Genomic DNA, 16972 nt, shown 5'->3' with positions numbered 1-16972 from the left:
CACATTACAAAATGCTGCCAAAGTCGCAAGCGAAATTAATCGATGATTGCCCGGCTATCAGAAAAAGAGCTAATCATCCGAGAAACCATACAAGTATCAGGGATAACCTACGATGAGCGAAATCATTTCCGCAGCTGTTTTATTGATCCTAATTATGGATCCACTCGGAAACCTGCCTATTTTCATGTCGGTGTTGAAGCACACCGAGCCGAAGCGCCGTCGGGCCATCATGATCCGCGAGCTGCTCATCGCTCTGCTGGTGATGTTTATCTTCCTGTTTGCCGGCGAGAAAATCCTCGCGTTCCTGAATTTACGTGCTGAAACGGTCTCGATTTCCGGCGGGATTATTCTGTTCCTGATCGCCATTAAAATGATTTTCCCGAGCAGCGAAGGCAACAGCAGCGGCCTGCCTGCGGGTGAAGAGCCGTTTATTGTGCCGCTGGCGATCCCGCTGGTCGCCGGGCCGACCATTCTGGCGACGCTGATGCTGCTGTCGCATCAGTATCCGAATCAGATGAGCCATCTGGTGATTGCCCTGCTGATAGCCTGGGGCGGGACCTTTATCATCCTGCTGCAGTCGTCGCTGTTTTTACGCCTGCTGGGGGAGAAAGGGGTGAATGCGCTGGAGCGATTAATGGGATTGATACTGGTGATGATGGCGACGCAGATGTTTTTGGATGGGATTCGGGCGTGGATGAAGGGGTGACTAACGAGCCCCTCGCCCCTTTGGGGAGAGGGTTAGGGTGAGGGGAACTTGCGGCTTTCCAGGTCGTTCCGTTCATCCCGGTGCCAGACGCCGGGTGGCGGCTACGCCTTACCCGGCCTACAAAACCGTCAGGCACGAAATGTAGGCCGGGTAAGCGCTAGCGCCACCCGGCTTTTTACAGCAGCACGACACCTTCATCTGTACGCAGCCAGCGCGGTGCTTTTAGCGTATCGCTATAAAACCCAACCAGTTCCTGAAGTAAATCTCCTGCCACTCTTTCATCATTTTTTGACAGCGATTTGCTCAACAGCAATTGAGTTAAAAGCTGGCAAAACACCCGCAGCGGCTCCCTGGTCCGGCTGAAAATCGCCGAAGCGTTGACTGGAGGCCGGAGCGAGGCGCATGGATGCGCCGAGAGGGGGCGACCTACAGGGATGTAGGATCGCCCCCGGCCCGATAGCCGGAAGGAATAAGCTGAGGGTACCGCGAAGCGGCGATTTTCTTTGCCGGGAGCCGGGGTGGTCAGGGGGGCGGCGGCAAGCCCCCCTGACACGTTCACGGGTGACGTGGCATACAGAGAAGCAAGGAACGTAAAGTGAACGGAACCACCACCGTTGCCACATGTTCACGCCGGGTGGCGGCTACGCCTTACCCGGCCTACGTCCCTGCCCTCATATCCAGAAATTAAATCTCCAGCCGCGAAAATAGTCAGGTAAGCAAAACACCCGCAGCGGCTCCCTGGTCCGGCTGAAAATCGCCGAAGCGTTGACTGGAGGCCGGGGCGAGGCGCATGGATGCGCCGGGAGGGGGCGACCTACAGGGATGTAGGATCGCCCCCGACCCGATAGCCGAAAGGAATAAGCTGAGGGTACCGCGAAGCGGCGATTTTCTTTGCCGGGAGCCGGGGTGGTCAGGGGGGCGGCGGCAAGCCCCCCTGACACGTTCACGGGTGACGTGGCATACAGAGAAGCAAGGAACGTAAAGTGAACGGAACCACCACCGTTGCCACATGTTCACGCCGGGTGGCGGCTACGCCTTACCCGGCCTACGTCCCTGCCCTCATATCCAGAAATTAAATCTCCAGCCGCGAAAATAGTCAGGTAAGCAAAACACCCGCAGCGGCTCCCTGGTCCGGCTGAAAATCGCCGAAGCGTTGACTGGAGGCCGGGGCGAGGCGCATGGATGCGCCGGGAGGGGGCGACCTACAGGGATGTAGGATCGCCCCCGACCCGATAGCCGAAAGGAATAAGCTGAGGGTACCGCGAAGCGGCGATTTTCTTTGCCGGGAGCCGGGGTGGTCAGGGGGGCGGCGGCAAGCCCCCCTGACACGTTCACGGGTGACATGGCATACAGAGAAGGACGGAACCTGAAGTGAACGGAACCACCACCGTTGCCACATGTTCACCCCAGTGCGGGGTGCCAGAAGCCGGGTGGCGGCTACGCCTTACCCGGCCTACGATTTACGGTCTGGCTTTGTAGCCGCTAGCTCAACAACGTAAACGCAATCATCCCCACAATCGCCCCGGTCGTCCCGAGGATGGTTTCCATCATCGTCCAGGTTTTCAGGGTTTGCGCTTCCGTCGCCCCGGTAAATTTACCGAACAGCCAGAAACCGGCGTCGTTAACGTGCGACACCACAATCGACCCACCCGCGATACAGATAGACAGTGCTGCCATCTGCGCGCCGGAGTAGTTCAACTGCTCAATCACCGGCATCACCAGCCCGACGGCGGTTAAACAGGCCACGGTTGCAGAGCCCTGAATGATACGCACCGCCGCAGCCAGCACGAAGCAGGTCACCGCAACCGGCAGGCCCATTCCGGTGAGCGCCCCACCCAATGCCGGGCCAACGCCGGAATCGACCAGCACCTGCTTGAACACCCCGCCCGCACCGATCACCAGCAGGATAATGCCCGCCGGCTGCAGCGCGTGACCGCAGATCTCCATTACCCTGTCTTTCGCCATACCCTGGCGCATCGCCAGACCGTAAATCGCCACCAGACAGGCCACCAGGATCGCGGTGAACGGATGGCCGATAAACTCAAACCACTCGTAAGCACTCGAGCCCACCGGCACAAAGCGCGCGGCAATGGTTTTCAGCCCCACCAGCACCAGCGGCAGCAGGATCAGCGCGAGGCTAAAGCCGAAGGACGGCATTTTGTTTTCGCCCAGATGCGGCTCGGAGACGTCATCAGGAATGTGCAACTCAACGTAACGGCTGATGAAATTGCCCCACAGCGGACCGGCAATCAGCATCCCCGGGATCGCCGCGCACAGACCAATCAGGATCATCCAGCCAAAATCAGCGTGCATCTGCGAGGCCAGCAGCATCGGCGCAGGCCCCGGCAGCAGGAACGCCGCGGCGGCGGCCACACCGGCAAACAGCGGGATCACCAGCTTCACCAGGTTGGTGCCGGTATGGCGGGCCATAGAGAAGGCCACGCTAATCAGCAGCACCACCGCCACTTCGAAGAACAGCGGCAGCGCGCAGATCAGACCGGCCAGACCAATGGCGTAGTGCGCCCGGCTGTGACCGAAGGATTTCAGCATTTTGACGGCGATCTGATCGACCGCGCCGGTTTCATGCAGAATTTTGCCGAACATCGCGCCAAGCGCGACCACAATCGCCAGGAAGCCTAACGTGCCTCCCATCCCTTTTTCCATGGTCACTGCGATTTTATCGAGCGGCATTCCGGAAAAGAGACCTGCACCAATAGAGACCACCATCAAAGCAACGAAGGCGTGCATACGGGCCTTCATCACTAAAAACAGCAGCAACAGCACGGAGCCGACTGCTGTTAAAACAAGCGTTAACGTACTCAAAACTTACTGCCTTTTGTTAATGACCTCAATGGTGCTTGCTACAACACCGTCCAGCGGTTGATCGATATCCACCACCAGCACATCGCTTTCGTCAGCGCCCGGTTCCTGCAGCGTTTCGAACTGCGTCACCAGCATCTGGGTTTTGAAGAAGTGCCCTTTGCGCGCTTTCAGACGGGTTTCGATCACGTCGAAATCGCCCTTCAGGTAGATAAAGGAGAGATTGGCATTACCTTCGCGCAGCTGGTCGCGGTAGGTCTTTTTCAGCGCGGAGCAGACGATCAGCGACACTTTATTGGTACGCTGCATGGCAAAGGCGGCATCGTTCAGCGCCTGCAGCCACGGCTTACGATCGTCGTCGTTCAGCGGCTCACCGGAGGCCATTTTGGTGATGTTGCTGCGCGGATGGAGAAAATCACCATCAAGGAACGCGGCATGAATTTGATGCGCCACTTCACTGGCAACGGCGGACTTACCGCTACCGGAAACGCCCATCAGGACATAAACGTGGTGATCAGGATTAGTGGTGCTCAAGGTATGTCCCTCAGTCGATTGTTACGGGTAACAGTTATCGGTAACATTGTCCTGCCGGGGCTATCGAGAAGCAATATCCAAACGTGCGCGAAGTGAATAAGTGTGAGCTAGTTCAAACTTGTCAGGCTAAATAGATCCACCTGGTGACAGCGTGAAACCTAAATCTAACATTTTAGGCGTCACCGTCTCACCGCGAATGCGCGCCAGCAGGCGTTCCGCACCGATACGGCCCATGCGCTCGCGCGGCGTCAGGACGCTCGCCAGACGCGGCTCCATCACCTGGCCGATGTCATGACCGTGGAAACCGGCGATCGCCATATCCTGCGGGATGGAAAGCCCGAGACGCTGGCATTCGAAAGCGGCGCCCACCGCGAGGTCATCGTTGGTACAGAAGATGCCATCAAGCTGCGGATATTCACGACGCGCCTGACGCATCAGCTCAATGCCGGAGGTGTAGGAAGAGGATTGCTCGACCATCACACTGTACGGCGTTAAGTTCGCGTCGAGCATCGCCTGCTCGTACCCCTTCTGTTTGATGATAGTACGTTCATCCAGACGTGCGCCAAGATAGGCGACATGACGATGGCCGCGGGCGATGATCGCCGCCGTCATCTGGCGGGCGGCTTCAAAGTTGTCGAATCCGACCGCGATATCGAGACAGGGTGACTGGCTGTCCATCAGCTCCACCACCGGAATACCCGCCACTTCGATCATCTTCAGGGTGCGGGGGGTGTGGGTGCGCTCGGTGAGGATCAGGCCGTCAATGTTCCAGGAGAGCATCGACTCCAGACGCTCCTCTTCCAGCTCCGGCTTGTAGCCGTAGTGGGCGAGCATGGTCTGATAGCCAAAGGCGTCGGTCACGCTTTCAATGCCGCGAAGCACTTCGGCGAAAACCTGGTTGGTCAGGGAGGGAAGCAGGACACCCACCGCGCGGCTGGTGGCGTTGGAGAGAATATCCGGGGCGCGGTTAGGAATATAACCCAGTTCATCGAGAGCAGCGGCAATCTTGCCACGTAACGCCACGGAGACCTGCTCCGGGTTACGTAAGAAACGGCTGACCGTCATTTTAGTCACACCGACGCGATCGGCTACATCCTGAAGTACGGGTCTTTTCTTTTTCATCGTCCTGAGAGAAATCGGTAGCAATAGATTTCCTCAGTTTATCACGGACAAAGACCAACCTTCCCCTGCGAAAGGAGAAGGCTGGAAATTATTTATGATTTAGACCGGCGGCAGGTCGAACAGCAGGACTTCAGCGGCGCTGTCGGCATGCACGGAGATCGCCTGCTCATCCCAGATAGCCAGACCATCGCTGGTGGTGGCTTTAGTGCCGTTGATGGTCACTTCGCCTTTCACCACCTGGATCCACACTTTGCGGTTGGCGGCAATCTGGTGCACAGACTGCTCGTCTTTCGCCAGCGCCCAGCGGTAGAGCTCCATGTCCTGATGCACTTTCAGCGAGCCGTCACGCGCATCCGGGGAAAGCACCAGCTGTTTACCCTGCTGCGCGTCAAAGCGGCGTTGCTCGTAGCGCGGGGTGATGCCTTTCGCTTCCGGAATGATCCAGATCTGGTACAGACGCAGACGGTCGGTTTTGCTTGGGTTGTACTCGGAGTGACGTACCCCGGTACCGGCACTCATAATCTGGAACTCGCCCGCCGGAACCTGCTCTTTGTTACCCATGCTGTCCTGGTGCTCAACCGCCCCTTCCAGCACGTAGGTCAGGATTTCCATGTCTTTGTGCGGGTGGGTACCAAAGCCCTGGCCGCCATCGATCACGTCATCGTTAATCACGCGCAGTGCCGAGAAACCCATAAAATTCGGGTCGTAATAATCGGCGAACGAGAAGCTGTGCCATGAGTCCAGCCAGCCATGGTTTGCGTGACCGCGGTCGTTTGCTTTGCGTAAGAAGATCATTGTTTTTACCCTCAGTTCGTTTCGATGGAGTAAGTGTGGACGCAATCGACCTGGGATCATAGAGGGTGAAAATTGACTCCTCTGTTCAAAATATCTGAACAAACACAGAGGAGTCATTCAGGCTTATCTGGCAAGGGTTACTGTGGCAGGTGAAGCCTGTTCAAAGGCCCGTTCAAGGATTTCAAGGTTGGTCATCACTTCAATTTCCTTGACGTAATTAGGGGCTCCGTTGGTGAGGGTTTCAAACAGCGCGTCGTAGACCTGACCGTAGTCGCCGGTGCCCGGTTTGATCTCCTCTTTCACCGTCACGCCCGCGTCGTTAACGTACTCCAGCACGCCCACGGAATCATCCGCCGCAAACCCTGGCTCGCCCGGCATGATGTTGGCTTTCAGGCTGGTCTCCTGCTGGTCGATACCGTATTTGATAAACGAGCCTTTGGTGCCGTGGACGATGAATTTCGGGTAGTCGATTTTCACCAGATGGCTGGTTTTGACGATTGCTTTCAGGTCGCCGTAGAACAGCTGCGCTTCAAAGGTATCGTCAGGATTAGCTTTGTTACGCAGGCTGCGGATGTCATAGGCCACGTGATCCGGGCGACCGAACAGGGAGATGATTTGATCCATGGTGTGCACGCCGAGGCCGTAGAACGAGCCGTCCTGCGGCAGGCCGGGTTTGGTCTCGGCCACCGGACGGTAGTAATCGAAGTGGCTTTCAACTTCGACGATGTCGCCCAGCTTGCCGCTCTCAATGGCCTGTTTCGCGGTGAGGAAGCAGGTGTCGAAGCGGCGGTTCTGATACGGGCTGACGGTCAGCCCTTTGCTGCGGGCCAGCTCGAAGAGCTCTTTTGCTTCGGCCATCGTCGGGGTGAACGGCTTTTCCACCAGCACGTTTTTACCGGCTTCCAGGGCGAGTTTTGCGTACTCAAAATGGCTGTCGGCATGGGTACAGACGATCACCAGCTTCACTTCAGGATCGTTCAGCACCTCGTCGAGATCGCTGGTGAAGTGAATATGGGAGTACTGCGGGGACTGCTCTTCCGGTTTCGGGTGGCGGCGGAAGATGTGCGCCACGTGCCAGCTGGCTTTACGGGTAAGAACATACGGAAGGTGATAGCGGGTGGTGCTTTTGCCAAATCCAATAAATGCGCAGTGTAGTGTCATGGTGTTGTTCCTGGCTAAGGTCTCTGCTTTCAACCATAGCGCAACATGACGCTGAAATATATTTCTATAACGAATCCTAAAATGGCAGCCAGGACCTTGATCCTGGCCGAAATTATCAGGATAAGGAGGCGGTCAAATCAACCTGCTCGCGAACGGAGTCGCGCTCATTTTCTATGGACAGAAAATATCTCGCGTTGAATAGCGCACTTCTCTTCTGGCTGCTCGCCCTGGTCGCCTGGTGCTTTAACGCCCGCTCCCTGACGTGGCTGTTCGCGGCATTGACCCTAATGGCTTTTGCTATTCCCCTCTTATCTAATCAGGTCAACCTTATGTTTAAAAAGCAAAAAATCACCGAAATTGACAAGCCAGAGATGATCGCACCGGCCCCGGTCAGTGAGAAAGAGCCCACCGCGGTGGAGAAACACGGCACCACCGTTATTGCCAGCGATGTGCACTTTGAAGGCAATATCGTCTCGGGCGGGCACGTCTACGTTCACGGCACGCTGACCGGCAATATCGACTCCAAAGATAGCCTGATAAAAATCATGCGTGGGGGCCAGGTGGAGGGGAACATCACCTGCCGGGAGCTGATTGTCGATGGCAAGGTTATCGGCCAGTGCAGCGGCGATGCCATTGAGATCTGCGAGAACGGTCAGGTCACGGGCACCCTGCTCTACCGGACGCTGGCGGTCAAAAAAGGCGGTGTGTTTTCCGGCCAGGCGGAGGTGTTACCTGCTCTCGCCGAGAAGAACAACGTGGTGGGCCTGATGAAAGAGAACGTGCCTGACACGCCTGAACTCATACCGTTGCAAAAGCTTTAGGCAAAAAAAAGCCAGCGAAACGCTGGCTAAAATAATACTGGAAGCAATGTGAGCAATGTCGTGCTTTCAGGTTTCCGTCGCGGACTTCCTGAATGCAGGACAATAATAATCATTCTCATTCGCACTTGTCCACTCATTTTTTGCAAAAAATGCTAGTTGACTCACATTTAAATCTCATGGATGTTGGAAAGGAACCTAACTAACTGAGGACGAAGGAATGAGTGAGATAGTGATACGCCACGTTGAAGCCGCCGATGCCGAAGTTTTACGCCAGCTAAATGCCCATCCAGGGGTGTATCACAACACACTACAACTTCCTCATCCTTCGATGGAGATGTGGCAGGAACGGGTGATGAGAAAGCCAGGCAGACGCCAACTGGTGGCCTGCCTGGACGATAAGGTAGTCGGTCATCTGGTGCTGGATGTGATGGAAAATCCGCGCCGCAGCCATGTGGCAACCTTTGGCATCGGCGTTTCTGCCGACGTGCAGGGCCACGGTGTGGGCAGCGCGTTAATGCGGGAGATGATCAACCTGTGCGACAACTGGCTGCGCATCGAACGCATTGAGCTGACGGTATTTTCCGACAATCCGTCCGCCGTTGCCCTGTACCGCAAATACGGCTTTGTCGTGGAAGGCACCGGGAATAAGTTTGCCCTGCGCGACGGCGAATTTGTGGATGCGCTTTATATGGCGCGTATTAAGTAGTTTTGTGCGGGCTGGTGCCCTCACCCCGGCCCTCTCCCACAGGGAGAGGGTGCAAACATTAAAAACGGCAACCGAGGTTGCCGTTTTGCGTTGACCTTGTAGGCCGGGTAAGGCGAAGCCGCCACCCGGCAAATAACTCAATACCCCGCCGTTAAATCCCCTGGCGTACGCGGATCCGACGCCCCATACAGCGTGCCATCCGGCCCGACCATAATGCTCTGGGTGCTGCCCATCGCCTCTTTCACCGCCACTTTCTGCCCGCGCTGCTCCAGCAGTTTCAGGGTGTCCGGGCTGAAGCCCTTCTCCACCCGCAGCTCATCCGGCAGCCACTGGTGATGGAAGCGCGGCGCGTTGGTGGCTTCCGCCACGTTCATCCCGAAATCGATGCTGTTGACCACCATCTGCAGCACGGTGGTAATAATGCGGCTCCCGCCCGGGCTGCCGGTCACCAGCCAGGTTTTACCGTCTTTCACCACGATGGTCGGCGACATCGACGACAGCGGACGCTTCTTCGGCCCGACGGCGTTGGCATCCCCGCCCACCAGCCCGTAAACGTTCGGCACGCCCGGCTTGGCCGAGAAGTCGTCCATCTCGTTGTTCAGCAGAATGCCGCTGTTGCCCGCCACGATCCCGGTCCCGAAGGTGGTGTTGAGCGTATAGGTCACCGCCACCGCGTTTCCGTCCTTATCCACCACCGAGAAGTGGGTGGTCTGGTTGCTCTCATACGGCGCCAGCTTGCCGGGGCGGATCTCGCTCGAAGGTCTGGCTTTGTTGATATCGATCTGATCGGCCAGGGATTTGGCATAGGCTTTGTTGGTCAGCGCCTGCCACGGCACCTTAACGAAATCCGGGTCGCCCAGATACTCCGAGCGGTCGGCATAGGCATACTTCTCCGCCTCGGCCATCACCTGCAACGTATCCGCGCTGCCGAAGCCAAATTTGTGCATATCGAAGTTTTCAAGAATGTTGAGGATCTGCACGATATGGATGCCCCCGGAAGACGGCGGCGGCATGGAGTAGATCTGATACCCGCGATAGTCGCCGCTGATTGGCGTGCGCTCCACCGCTTTGTAGGCGGCCAGATCCGCTTTGGTGATCAGCCCGCCGTTTTTACTCATCTCTTCGGCAATCTGGTCGGCAATCTGCCCTTTATAGAAGGCGTCCGGGCCGTTCTCCGCGATCATCTCCAGGCTTTTGGCGAGGTTGGTCTGCACCAGCTTGTCGCCCTTCTTCAGCGGCTCGCCATCCTTCCAGAAGATCGCTTTGCTGTTCTCATGGTTGGGGATCACTTCGCTGCCGTAGGTTTTCAGATCGTCGGCCAGGGCGTCGTTAACCTCAAAGCCGTCGCGCGCCAGCTTGATGGCCGGCTGCACCACCTTGTTCAGCGGCAGAGTGCCGTATTTATCCAGCGCCAGCGAGAAGCCCGCCACGGTGCCCGGCGTGCCGGTCGCCAGATGGGAGGTAAGCGATTTTTTACTGTCGGCGTTGCCCTGCTCGTCGAGGAACATGTCGCGCGTCGCCTGATCCGGGGCCATTTCACGGAAGTCGATGGCCGTGGTCACGCCCTCTTTGGTGCGCAGCATCATGAAACCGCCGCCGCCGAGGTTACCCGCCTGCGGGTGGGTGACCGCCAGCGCGTAACCCACCGCCACCGCCGCATCTACCGCATTACCGCCCTGCCTGAGGATATCCACCCCGACCTGGGTGGCGAGAGCATCTACCGAGGCAACCATCCCCTTCTGCGCCCGTATGGGATGGAACACATCCTCCTCCACGCCGTAGGATACCGGCGGTGCCGCCGGAGGATTCGCTGCCACGCAAAACGTACCGCCTGCCGTCAGGGCAGCAATCGCTACCCAGCGTATAAACGTTGGTTTCATCTTTATAATTCTCCAGGTGATGGGACTCGGGCTCCCGCTTAATCCTGGTTCATAACTCTTAAAAAATCATCGTAATGGCGGATTCGAGGTAAACTTAGGTAAGGCCTCAGAAGGAGGGAATGACCATGAAACGACTCATTCTTGTTGCGGCGTTACTGCCGTTTGCCGTGTTCGCGCAGCCGATCAACACCCTGAATAACCCCAACCAGCCGGGCTATCAGAACCCCAGCCAGCAGCGAATGCAAAATCAGATGATGATCCAGCAGCAGCAGCAGACAGGGATGCTCAACCAGCAGCTGCAGACGCAGACCCGCGTCCAGCAGCAGCATCTGCAAACCCAGATGAATAACAACACTCTGCGGGTTCAGCAGAGCCAGCCGGGGGTGCAGGTTCTGCCTAACACCAACGGCGGGATGCTCAGCGGCGGCGGGGTCGATGCCAGCGGCGTGCAGCAGCAACATATGCTGCCGCAGCAGCAGAATGGCTCAATGCTCAATAACCCTTAGGGCTGAAAGTCCGGGCCAATAAGGGCAATCGCATCGGTACAGATACAATCCACACCCCAGCGCAGCAGTTCGGCTGCACGCTGGGGCTGGTTGACGGTATAAACCAGGATATGTAATCCCGCGGCTTTCAGCGCCTCTACCCGCCCTTCATTCAGCAGACGATGGTTCAGGTGAATCGACACGCAGCCCAGCCGGGTGGTCAGTTCGCGCCAGTCTTCCCGCCACTCGTCCAGCAATAGTCCGCGCGGCAGCTCCGGCGCCGCAGCCTGGGCCGCTTCCAGGGCATCAATCTCAAACGACGACAGCAGCGGCGGCGTCATGCCAGCCCACAGCTCCCGTGCCGCGAGCGCAATCACCTTGCCGGTTAACGGCCCCGTGCCGGTGGTCGGTTTAATTTCGATGTTGGCCATCATCCCGTGCTGGCGACAGCGATCGGCCACTTCCGCAAGCAGCGGCAGCGGCTCGCCTGTGAATTCGCCGCTGAACCAGCTTCCGGCATCCACTTTCAGCAGGTCGCGCCACGGCAGATCCCCCGCCACGCCCCAGCCGTTGCTGGTACGCTCGAGGTTGTCATCATGCAGGAGGAAGATCTCCCCGTCTTTCGACAATTTGGCGTCGAACTCGATCATAGTGTGACCGTAGCGTGCGCCGGTGTCGATGGCCGCCAGCGTGTTTTCCGGGGCCAGTTTACCGCCGCCCCGGTGGGCGACGATGCGGGGATAAGGCCAGTTACTCATATGCGTTGTCCTGTTTCACCATCAAATAAGTGCAGATGATTTTCCGGCAGGTGCAGCCACAGCGTGCTGCCCGCTTTCGGGCGCTCCTGATGCGACATGCGCACCACCAGCTTCTGCTCGCCCCAGCGTCCGTGCGCCAGGTTATCGGCCCCCAGCATCTCCAGGGTGTCCATCACCAGCGGTACGCCGCCTTCCGCCTGCGAGCTTAGCGCAATATGTTCCGGGCGGATACCCAGGGTCATTTTGCGTCCGGCATAGCCGCGATAGAACCAGTTGATCGGCAGCGCCATGCCGCTGTCCATTTCAAAATGGGTGCCCGCAGCGCTGATGCGCCCCTCCAGCAGGTTCATCGCCGGGCTACCGATAAAGCTCGCCACAAAGCGGCTGGCAGGCTTTTCGTACACCTCCACCGGGGTGCCAATCTGCTCGGCGACACCTTTGTTCATTACCATCACCCGCTGGGCGAGAGTCATCGCCTCGACCTGATCGTGGGTGACGTACAGGGAGGTGGTTTTCAGGCGGCGGTGCAGCTGCTGCAGCTCAAGACGCATCTGCACGCGCAGCTTGGCGTCGAGGTTTGAGAGCGGTTCGTCAAACAGGAATACCGCCGGATCGCGCACGATGGCGCGGCCCATCGCCACACGCTGACGCTGGCCGCCGGAGAGCTCGCGCGGGCGGCGCTTCAGCAGGCCGTCCAGCTCCAGAATGCGCGCCGCCTCTTTGACGCGCTCCTCAATGTGGCCCTTGCCCATGCCGCGGATTTTCAGCCCCCAGGCCATGTTCTCCTCCACGCTCATGTGCGGATAAAGCGCGTAGTTCTGGAACACCATCGCGATGCCCCTGTCTTTGGGCTCCATCTCGGTGACGCGCTTGCGGTCGATCCAGATATCGCCCGAAGTGACGCGCTCAAGGCCAGCCACCATCCGCAGCAGGGTTGATTTGCCGCAGCCCGACGGGCCGACCATCACGATAAATTCTCCGTCCGCCACGTCGAGGGTGAGGGGCTGAATGACCTGGGTTTTGCCGTCCCAGCTTTTGGTAACTGCCTGTAGTTTTAAACCTGCCATCTTATTTCTCGCTATCGACCAGGCCGCGGACAAACGCACGCTGCATGGCTAAAACAATGACTACGGGTGGGATAAGGGTGAGCAGCATCGCCGCCATCACCTGGTTCCAGAGGGTGGTGCCTTCGCCGGTGGCGATCATGCCTTTGATGCCCGCCACGGCGGTGCCGAGGTTGACGTCCTGGATAATCAGCAGCGGCCACAGGTACTGGTTCCAGCCGTAGATAAAGGTGATCACAAACAGCGCCGCGAGGTTGGTTCTCGACAGCGGCAGCACGATGTCGCGGAAGAAGCGCATCGGTGACGCGCCGTCGATACGCGCGGCCTCAATCAGTTCGTCCGGCAGGGTCATAAAGAACTGGCGGAACAGGAAGGTGGCGGTGGCCGAGGCCATCAGCGGCAGGGTTAAGCCCGCGTAGCTGTCCAGCATGCCGAGGTTAGCGATCACCTCTACCGTCGGGAAGATACGCACCTCCACCGGCAGCATAAGGGTGATAAAGATCATCCAGAAGAACAGGTTACGCAGCGGAAAGCGGAACCAGACGATGGCGAAGGCCGACAGCATCGACACCACGATTTTGCCCACCGTAATGCCCAGCGCCATGATGAAGCTGTTGAGCATCATCAGCCAGAACGGGGCGCTGTTAACGCCGACGCCCTGGGTCCAGATGGTGGCCATGTTCTCGAAAAGATGGCCGCCGGGGATGAGCGTCATCGGGGTTTCGAATATGGCGTTGCGATCCAGCGTGGCGGCAACAAAGGCCACGTACAGCGGGAACAGGATGACGACGATCCCCAGAATCAGCATGGTATGGCTGAAAATCGTCAGCCCGCGACGGTTCTCAATCATTGGTAGCGCACCTTACTTTCGACATAGCGGAACTGCACCACCGTGAGGATGATGACGAGGAACATCAGCACCACCGACTGGGCGGCAGAGGCCGAGAGATCCAGACCGGCAAACCCTTCGCGGTAGATCTTATAGATAAGCGTGGTGGTCGCCTGCACCGGGCCGCCTGCGGTGGCAGCGTCGATCACCGGGAAGGTGTCGAAGAAGGCGTAGACCAGGTTGACCACCAGCAGGAAGAAACTCACCGGGGCGATCAGCGGCAGCGCCAGTTTAAAGAAGCGGCGGATCGGGCCTGCGCCGTCAATCGCGGCAGCTTCTACCAGCGAGCGCGGGATGGACTGCAGCGCGGCAAAGAAGAACAGGAAGTTGTAGCTGATCTGCTTCCATACCGAGGCGAACACCACCAGGAACATCGCCTGGCCGCTGTTCTGGGCGTGGTTCCAGTCATAGCCGAATTCACCGAGGAAATGGGTGATCAGCCCGCGCCCGGGGTTGAAGAGGAAGATCCACAGCACGGCGGCGACGGCGGGCGCCACGGCGTAGGGCAGCAGCATCAGGGTCTGATAGAGACGGCTGCCGCGCACCACGTAATCCACCAGCGCGGCGAAAAACAGCGAGGCGATCAGGCCGCTAAAGGTAACCAGGGTGCTGAACTTGATCGTCGTCCAGAAGGCGTCGATGTAGTAGCTGTCGTGCCACAGGGCAGCGAAATTATCCAGGCCAACAAACTGGCTGGAGAGCCCGAACGGATCGACGCTCTGCACCGAGTACCACAGCGCTTCGCCCGCAGGCCAGATAAAGAAGATAACGGTGATGACCAGTTGCGGCGCGACCAGCAGGTACGGCAGCCAACGGGAACGAAACACCGGACGGGATGAGGACATAGGTTAGCTCAAGTTGGTTTCCCCTCACCCTAACCCTCTCCCCATAGGGGAGAGGGAACGATTACACCCTCTCCCCTATGGGGAGAGGGCCGGGGTGAGGGGCAGGTTTTAATTACGATTTAGTCGACTGCTCAAAGCGGCGCAGCAGCTGGTTACCACGCTCTACAGCCGCATCCAGCGCCTGCTGTGGGGTTTTCTTACCGGTCCACACGCTCTCCAGCTCTTCATCCACGATGGTACGGATCTGCGGCATGTTGCCCAGGCGCAGGCCTTTGGTGTACGGCAACGGTGGCTTGTTCAGCATCTGGCGCGTGGCGATATCCGCCCCTGGGTTCTTGTCGTAGAAGCCCTGCTCGCGGGTCAGGTCATAGGCGGCTTTGGTGATCGGCAGGTAGCCGGTCTTCTGGTGCCATTCCGCCGCATTCTCTGGTTTCGCCAGGAAGTCGAGGAACTCGGCCACGCCTTTGTAGGTCTCCTTGTCTTTGCCCTGCATCACCCACAGGCTCGCCCCGCCGATGATGGCGTTCTGCGGCGCGCCTTCAGAATCAGCGTCGTACGGCATCATCCCCACGCCGTAGTTGAATTTGGCGTAGTGGCGAATATCCGCCAGCGAGCCGGACGAGGCGGTGGTGATGGCGCAGTCGCCGCTGTAGAACTTCTCGGTGGATTCGTCTTTACGCCCGAAGTAGCTGAAATCGCCCTTCTTGTTTAGTTCTTCCAGCAGGGCGATGTGCTTCACCTGCTCCGGCTTGTTGAATTCCAGTACCGCGTTGGTACCGTTGAAACCGTTGTTTTCGGTCGCCACCGGCTTGCCGTGCCAGGCGCTGAAGTTCTCGATCTGGATCCAGCCCTGCCAGCCGCTCGCGTAGCCGCACTTCATGCCGGCCGCTCTCAGTTTGGCGGTGTACGCCGCCAGATCCTGCCAGGTTTTCGGCGGCTGCTCCGGATCTAAGCCGGCTTTTTTGAAGGCGTCTTTGTTGTAGTACAGCACCGGGGTGGAGCTGTTAAACGGCTGGGAGAGCAGATGGCCGGATTTGGAGTCGGTGTAGTAACCGGAGACGGTCGGCACGAACTGGGATTCGTCGAAGTTGATGCCCGCGTCTTTGAACACTTCATACACCGGCTTGATGGCTTTGGAGGCCATCATGGTGGCGGTGCCCACTTCGTAAACCTGCAGCAGCGCAGGGGCGTTGCCGGTACGGAATGCGGCGATGCCCGCGCTCAGGCTCTGCTCGTAGTTGCCTTTATACACCGGCACAATCTTGTAGTCCGGGTGGCTGTCGTTGAAACGTTGCGCCAGGGAGTCAACTTCTTTACCCAACTCCCCTTCCATGGAATGCCAGAACGGAATAGTGGTGACGGCCATTGCGTTAGTCGCAAACGCCAGACCCATTGCCAGACCCAAAGCTGTGTGTCGTAACGATGTCATTGTCATCTCTCTTATTGTGCCGGATGCGCGATATCACGCGTTTTGTGCTCGCGAGGTAACATGACATGCTCGAATTACAGAAAAATAACTTTTTGTTTACAGAGAGATGACAGCAAGGCGTCAGGGGGATGATGGAAATATGAAAAAGTTGGGTGCGGTCGGTTGCCCTCACCCCGTCCCTCTCCCACAGGGAGAGGGTGCAAACATTAAAAAAGGCAACTTGCGTTGCCTTTTTGCTTTTACCTACCCGCCCAGGTACGCACTCCGCACCGCTTCGTTCGCCAGAAGCGCGTCGCCGGTGTCTTCCAGCACCACACGACCGTTCTCCAGCACGTAGCCACGATCCGCGAGCTTCAGCGCCTGGTTGGCGTTCTGCTCCACGAGGAAGATGGTCATCCCTTCGCTACGCAGCTGCTCGATGGTGTCGAAGATCTGCTGAATGATGATCGGCGCCAGCCCGAGGGATGGTTCGTCGAGCAGCAGCAGGCGCGGCTGGCTCATCAGCGCACGGCCAATCGCCAGCATCTGCTGTTCCCCGCCGGACATGGTGCCCGCCCGCTGAATACGACGCTCAAACAGACGCGGGAACAGTTCATACACGCGCTTGATGCGGGTCTGGAACTGCTCGCGCTCGGCAAAGAAACCGCCCATCGCCAGGTTCTCTTCCACCGTCATGCGGGAGAAGACGCGACGCCCTTCCGGAACAATCGCCACCGCTTCACGCATGATTCTGGCGGTCTGCCAGTCGGTAATGTCTTTACCGTCAAAGACGATACGCCCGCTGGTGGCGCGCGGATCGCCGCACAGGGTGCCGAGCAGGGTGGTTTTCCCCGCGCCGTTGGCCCCAATCAGGGTGACGATCTCCCCCTGGTTGATGTGCAGGCTGACGTCGTGCAGCGCCTGGATCTTGCCGTAGTGGGCATTAACCTTGTCAAAAGATAACATCGCTTTTTCCAT

Annotated in this window: 16 protein-coding genes; 4 read left to right on the top strand and 12 right to left on the bottom strand. The window is 58.2% G+C overall.

The annotated features are described in order from the left end of the window. The first annotated feature begins 112 nt into the window (after positions 1-112). A complete protein-coding gene (yhgN, locus tag FFB58_RS19400; RefSeq protein WP_039031487.1) occupies positions 113-706 on the top strand; it encodes an NAAT family transporter YhgN in 594 nt (197 codons plus the stop codon). Positions 707-2188: 1482 nt separating this feature from the next. Here the strand turns inward: yhgN and gntU are convergent. The 5 genes from gntU to FFB58_RS19360 form a co-directional block, all read right to left on the bottom strand. After that, a complete protein-coding gene (gntU, locus tag FFB58_RS19380) occupies positions 2189-3529 on the bottom strand; it encodes a gluconate transporter (RefSeq protein WP_138370748.1) in 1341 nt (446 codons plus the stop codon). A 3-nt stretch (positions 3530-3532) separates the two neighbouring features. After that, entirely contained in the window at positions 3533-4060 is a 528-nt protein-coding gene (gene gntK, locus FFB58_RS19375) for a gluconokinase (RefSeq protein WP_039032525.1), read from the bottom strand. Between the two features lie 126 nt (positions 4061-4186). Beyond that, a complete protein-coding gene (gntR, locus tag FFB58_RS19370; RefSeq protein ID WP_039032524.1) occupies positions 4187-5182 on the bottom strand; it encodes a gluconate operon transcriptional repressor GntR in 996 nt (331 codons plus the stop codon). 99 nt (positions 5183-5281) lie between these two features. After that, positions 5282-5977, bottom strand: coding sequence for a pirin family protein (locus FFB58_RS19365; RefSeq protein WP_138370747.1), 696 nt, complete (start codon positions 5975-5977; stop codon positions 5282-5284). A gap of 123 nt (positions 5978-6100) precedes the next feature. Beyond that, positions 6101-7138, bottom strand: coding sequence for an oxidoreductase (locus tag FFB58_RS19360; RefSeq protein WP_138370746.1), 1038 nt, complete (start codon positions 7136-7138; stop codon positions 6101-6103). Between the two features lie 173 nt (positions 7139-7311). Between FFB58_RS19360 and FFB58_RS19355 the strand changes: the two genes are divergently transcribed. Both FFB58_RS19355 and yhhY read left to right on the top strand, forming a co-directional pair. Continuing rightward, positions 7312-7959, top strand: coding sequence for a polymer-forming cytoskeletal protein (locus FFB58_RS19355; protein WP_138370745.1), 648 nt, complete (start codon positions 7312-7314; stop codon positions 7957-7959). A gap of 217 nt (positions 7960-8176) precedes the next feature. Then, positions 8177-8665 (top strand): N-acetyltransferase, encoded by a 489-nt coding sequence (gene yhhY, locus FFB58_RS19350; protein ID WP_138370744.1) that lies wholly within the window; start codon positions 8177-8179, stop codon positions 8663-8665. A 137-nt stretch (positions 8666-8802) separates the two neighbouring features. Here the strand turns inward: yhhY and ggt are convergent, their stop codons facing one another. Continuing rightward, positions 8803-10545: a gamma-glutamyltransferase gene (gene ggt / locus FFB58_RS19345; protein WP_138370743.1), complete on the bottom strand. Its 1743-nt coding sequence runs from the start codon at positions 10543-10545 to the stop codon at positions 8803-8805. 125 nt (positions 10546-10670) lie between these two features. Here ggt and FFB58_RS19340 point away from each other — a divergent pair, with 125 nt between their 5' ends. Then, positions 10671-11051, top strand: a complete 381-nt coding sequence (locus FFB58_RS19340) for a DUF2756 family protein (protein WP_138370742.1) — start codon at positions 10671-10673, stop codon at positions 11049-11051. Here FFB58_RS19340 and ugpQ read toward each other — a convergent pair. The 6 genes from ugpQ to livF form a co-directional block, all read right to left on the bottom strand. Then, positions 11048-11788, bottom strand: a complete 741-nt coding sequence (gene ugpQ, locus FFB58_RS19335; RefSeq protein WP_138370741.1) for a glycerophosphodiester phosphodiesterase — start codon at positions 11786-11788, stop codon at positions 11048-11050. The two genes, FFB58_RS19340 and ugpQ, sit on opposite strands and share 4 nt — an antisense overlap. Further along, the gene (locus tag FFB58_RS19330; RefSeq protein ID WP_039032517.1) at positions 11785-12855 is read right to left on the bottom strand and encodes a sn-glycerol-3-phosphate import ATP-binding protein UgpC; all 1071 of its coding nucleotides are present in this window, start codon (positions 12853-12855) and stop codon (positions 11785-11787) included. The genes ugpQ and FFB58_RS19330 overlap by 4 nt, the downstream gene beginning before the upstream one ends. Position 12856: 1 nt before the next feature. Then, positions 12857-13702 (bottom strand): sn-glycerol-3-phosphate ABC transporter permease UgpE, encoded by an 846-nt coding sequence (ugpE, locus tag FFB58_RS19325; protein WP_138370740.1) that lies wholly within the window; start codon positions 13700-13702, stop codon positions 12857-12859. After that, complete coding sequence (ugpA, locus tag FFB58_RS19320) at positions 13699-14586, bottom strand: sn-glycerol-3-phosphate ABC transporter permease UgpA (protein WP_039032515.1); 888 nt, start codon at positions 14584-14586, stop codon at positions 13699-13701. The genes ugpE and ugpA overlap by 4 nt, the downstream gene beginning before the upstream one ends. Before the next feature lie 112 nt (positions 14587-14698). Beyond that, positions 14699-16015 (bottom strand): sn-glycerol-3-phosphate ABC transporter substrate-binding protein UgpB, encoded by a 1317-nt coding sequence (gene ugpB / locus FFB58_RS19315; protein WP_138370739.1) that lies wholly within the window; start codon positions 16013-16015, stop codon positions 14699-14701. A gap of 243 nt (positions 16016-16258) precedes the next feature. Next, entirely contained in the window at positions 16259-16972 is a 714-nt protein-coding gene (gene livF / locus FFB58_RS19310; protein ID WP_138370738.1) for a high-affinity branched-chain amino acid ABC transporter ATP-binding protein LivF, read from the bottom strand.

It is taken from the genome of Enterobacter sp. MF024 (genome assembly GCF_005843915.1).
GTDB lineage: Bacteria > Pseudomonadota > Gammaproteobacteria > Enterobacterales > Enterobacteriaceae > Enterobacter > Enterobacter barmai.
Note: the sequence above shows the minus strand (reverse complement) of the source record. Positions and strands in the feature narration are given on the sequence as shown.

What these genes read in the sequence shown, in the direction of transcription:
- gntR (WP_039032524.1), bottom strand. Translation starts at nt 5,182, where the DNA reads ATGAAAAAGAAAAGACCCGTACTTCAGGATGTAGCCGATCGCGTCGGT.
- ugpB (WP_138370739.1), bottom strand. Translation starts at nt 16,015, where the DNA reads ATGACATCGTTACGACACACAGCTTTGGGTCTGGCAATGGGTCTGGCG.
- yhhY (WP_138370744.1), top strand. Translation starts at nt 8,177, where the DNA reads ATGAGTGAGATAGTGATACGCCACGTTGAAGCCGCCGATGCCGAAGTT.
- FFB58_RS19330 (WP_039032517.1), bottom strand. Translation starts at nt 12,855, where the DNA reads ATGGCAGGTTTAAAACTACAGGCAGTTACCAAAAGCTGGGACGGCAAA.
- ggt (WP_138370743.1), bottom strand. Translation starts at nt 10,545, where the DNA reads ATGAAACCAACGTTTATACGCTGGGTAGCGATTGCTGCCCTGACGGCA.
- ugpA (WP_039032515.1), bottom strand. Translation starts at nt 14,586, where the DNA reads ATGTCCTCATCCCGTCCGGTGTTTCGTTCCCGTTGGCTGCCGTACCTG.
- FFB58_RS19360 (WP_138370746.1), bottom strand. Translation starts at nt 7,138, where the DNA reads ATGACACTACACTGCGCATTTATTGGATTTGGCAAAAGCACCACCCGC.
- FFB58_RS19355 (WP_138370745.1), top strand. Translation starts at nt 7,312, where the DNA reads ATGGACAGAAAATATCTCGCGTTGAATAGCGCACTTCTCTTCTGGCTG.
- livF (WP_138370738.1), bottom strand. Translation starts at nt 16,972, where the DNA reads ATGGAAAAAGCGATGTTATCTTTTGACAAGGTTAATGCCCACTACGGC.
- FFB58_RS19340 (WP_138370742.1), top strand. Translation starts at nt 10,671, where the DNA reads ATGAAACGACTCATTCTTGTTGCGGCGTTACTGCCGTTTGCCGTGTTC.
- ugpE (WP_138370740.1), bottom strand. Translation starts at nt 13,702, where the DNA reads ATGATTGAGAACCGTCGCGGGCTGACGATTTTCAGCCATACCATGCTG.
- yhgN (WP_039031487.1), top strand. Translation starts at nt 113, where the DNA reads ATGAGCGAAATCATTTCCGCAGCTGTTTTATTGATCCTAATTATGGAT.
- FFB58_RS19365 (WP_138370747.1), bottom strand. Translation starts at nt 5,977, where the DNA reads ATGATCTTCTTACGCAAAGCAAACGACCGCGGTCACGCAAACCATGGC.
- ugpQ (WP_138370741.1), bottom strand. Translation starts at nt 11,788, where the DNA reads ATGAGTAACTGGCCTTATCCCCGCATCGTCGCCCACCGGGGCGGCGGT.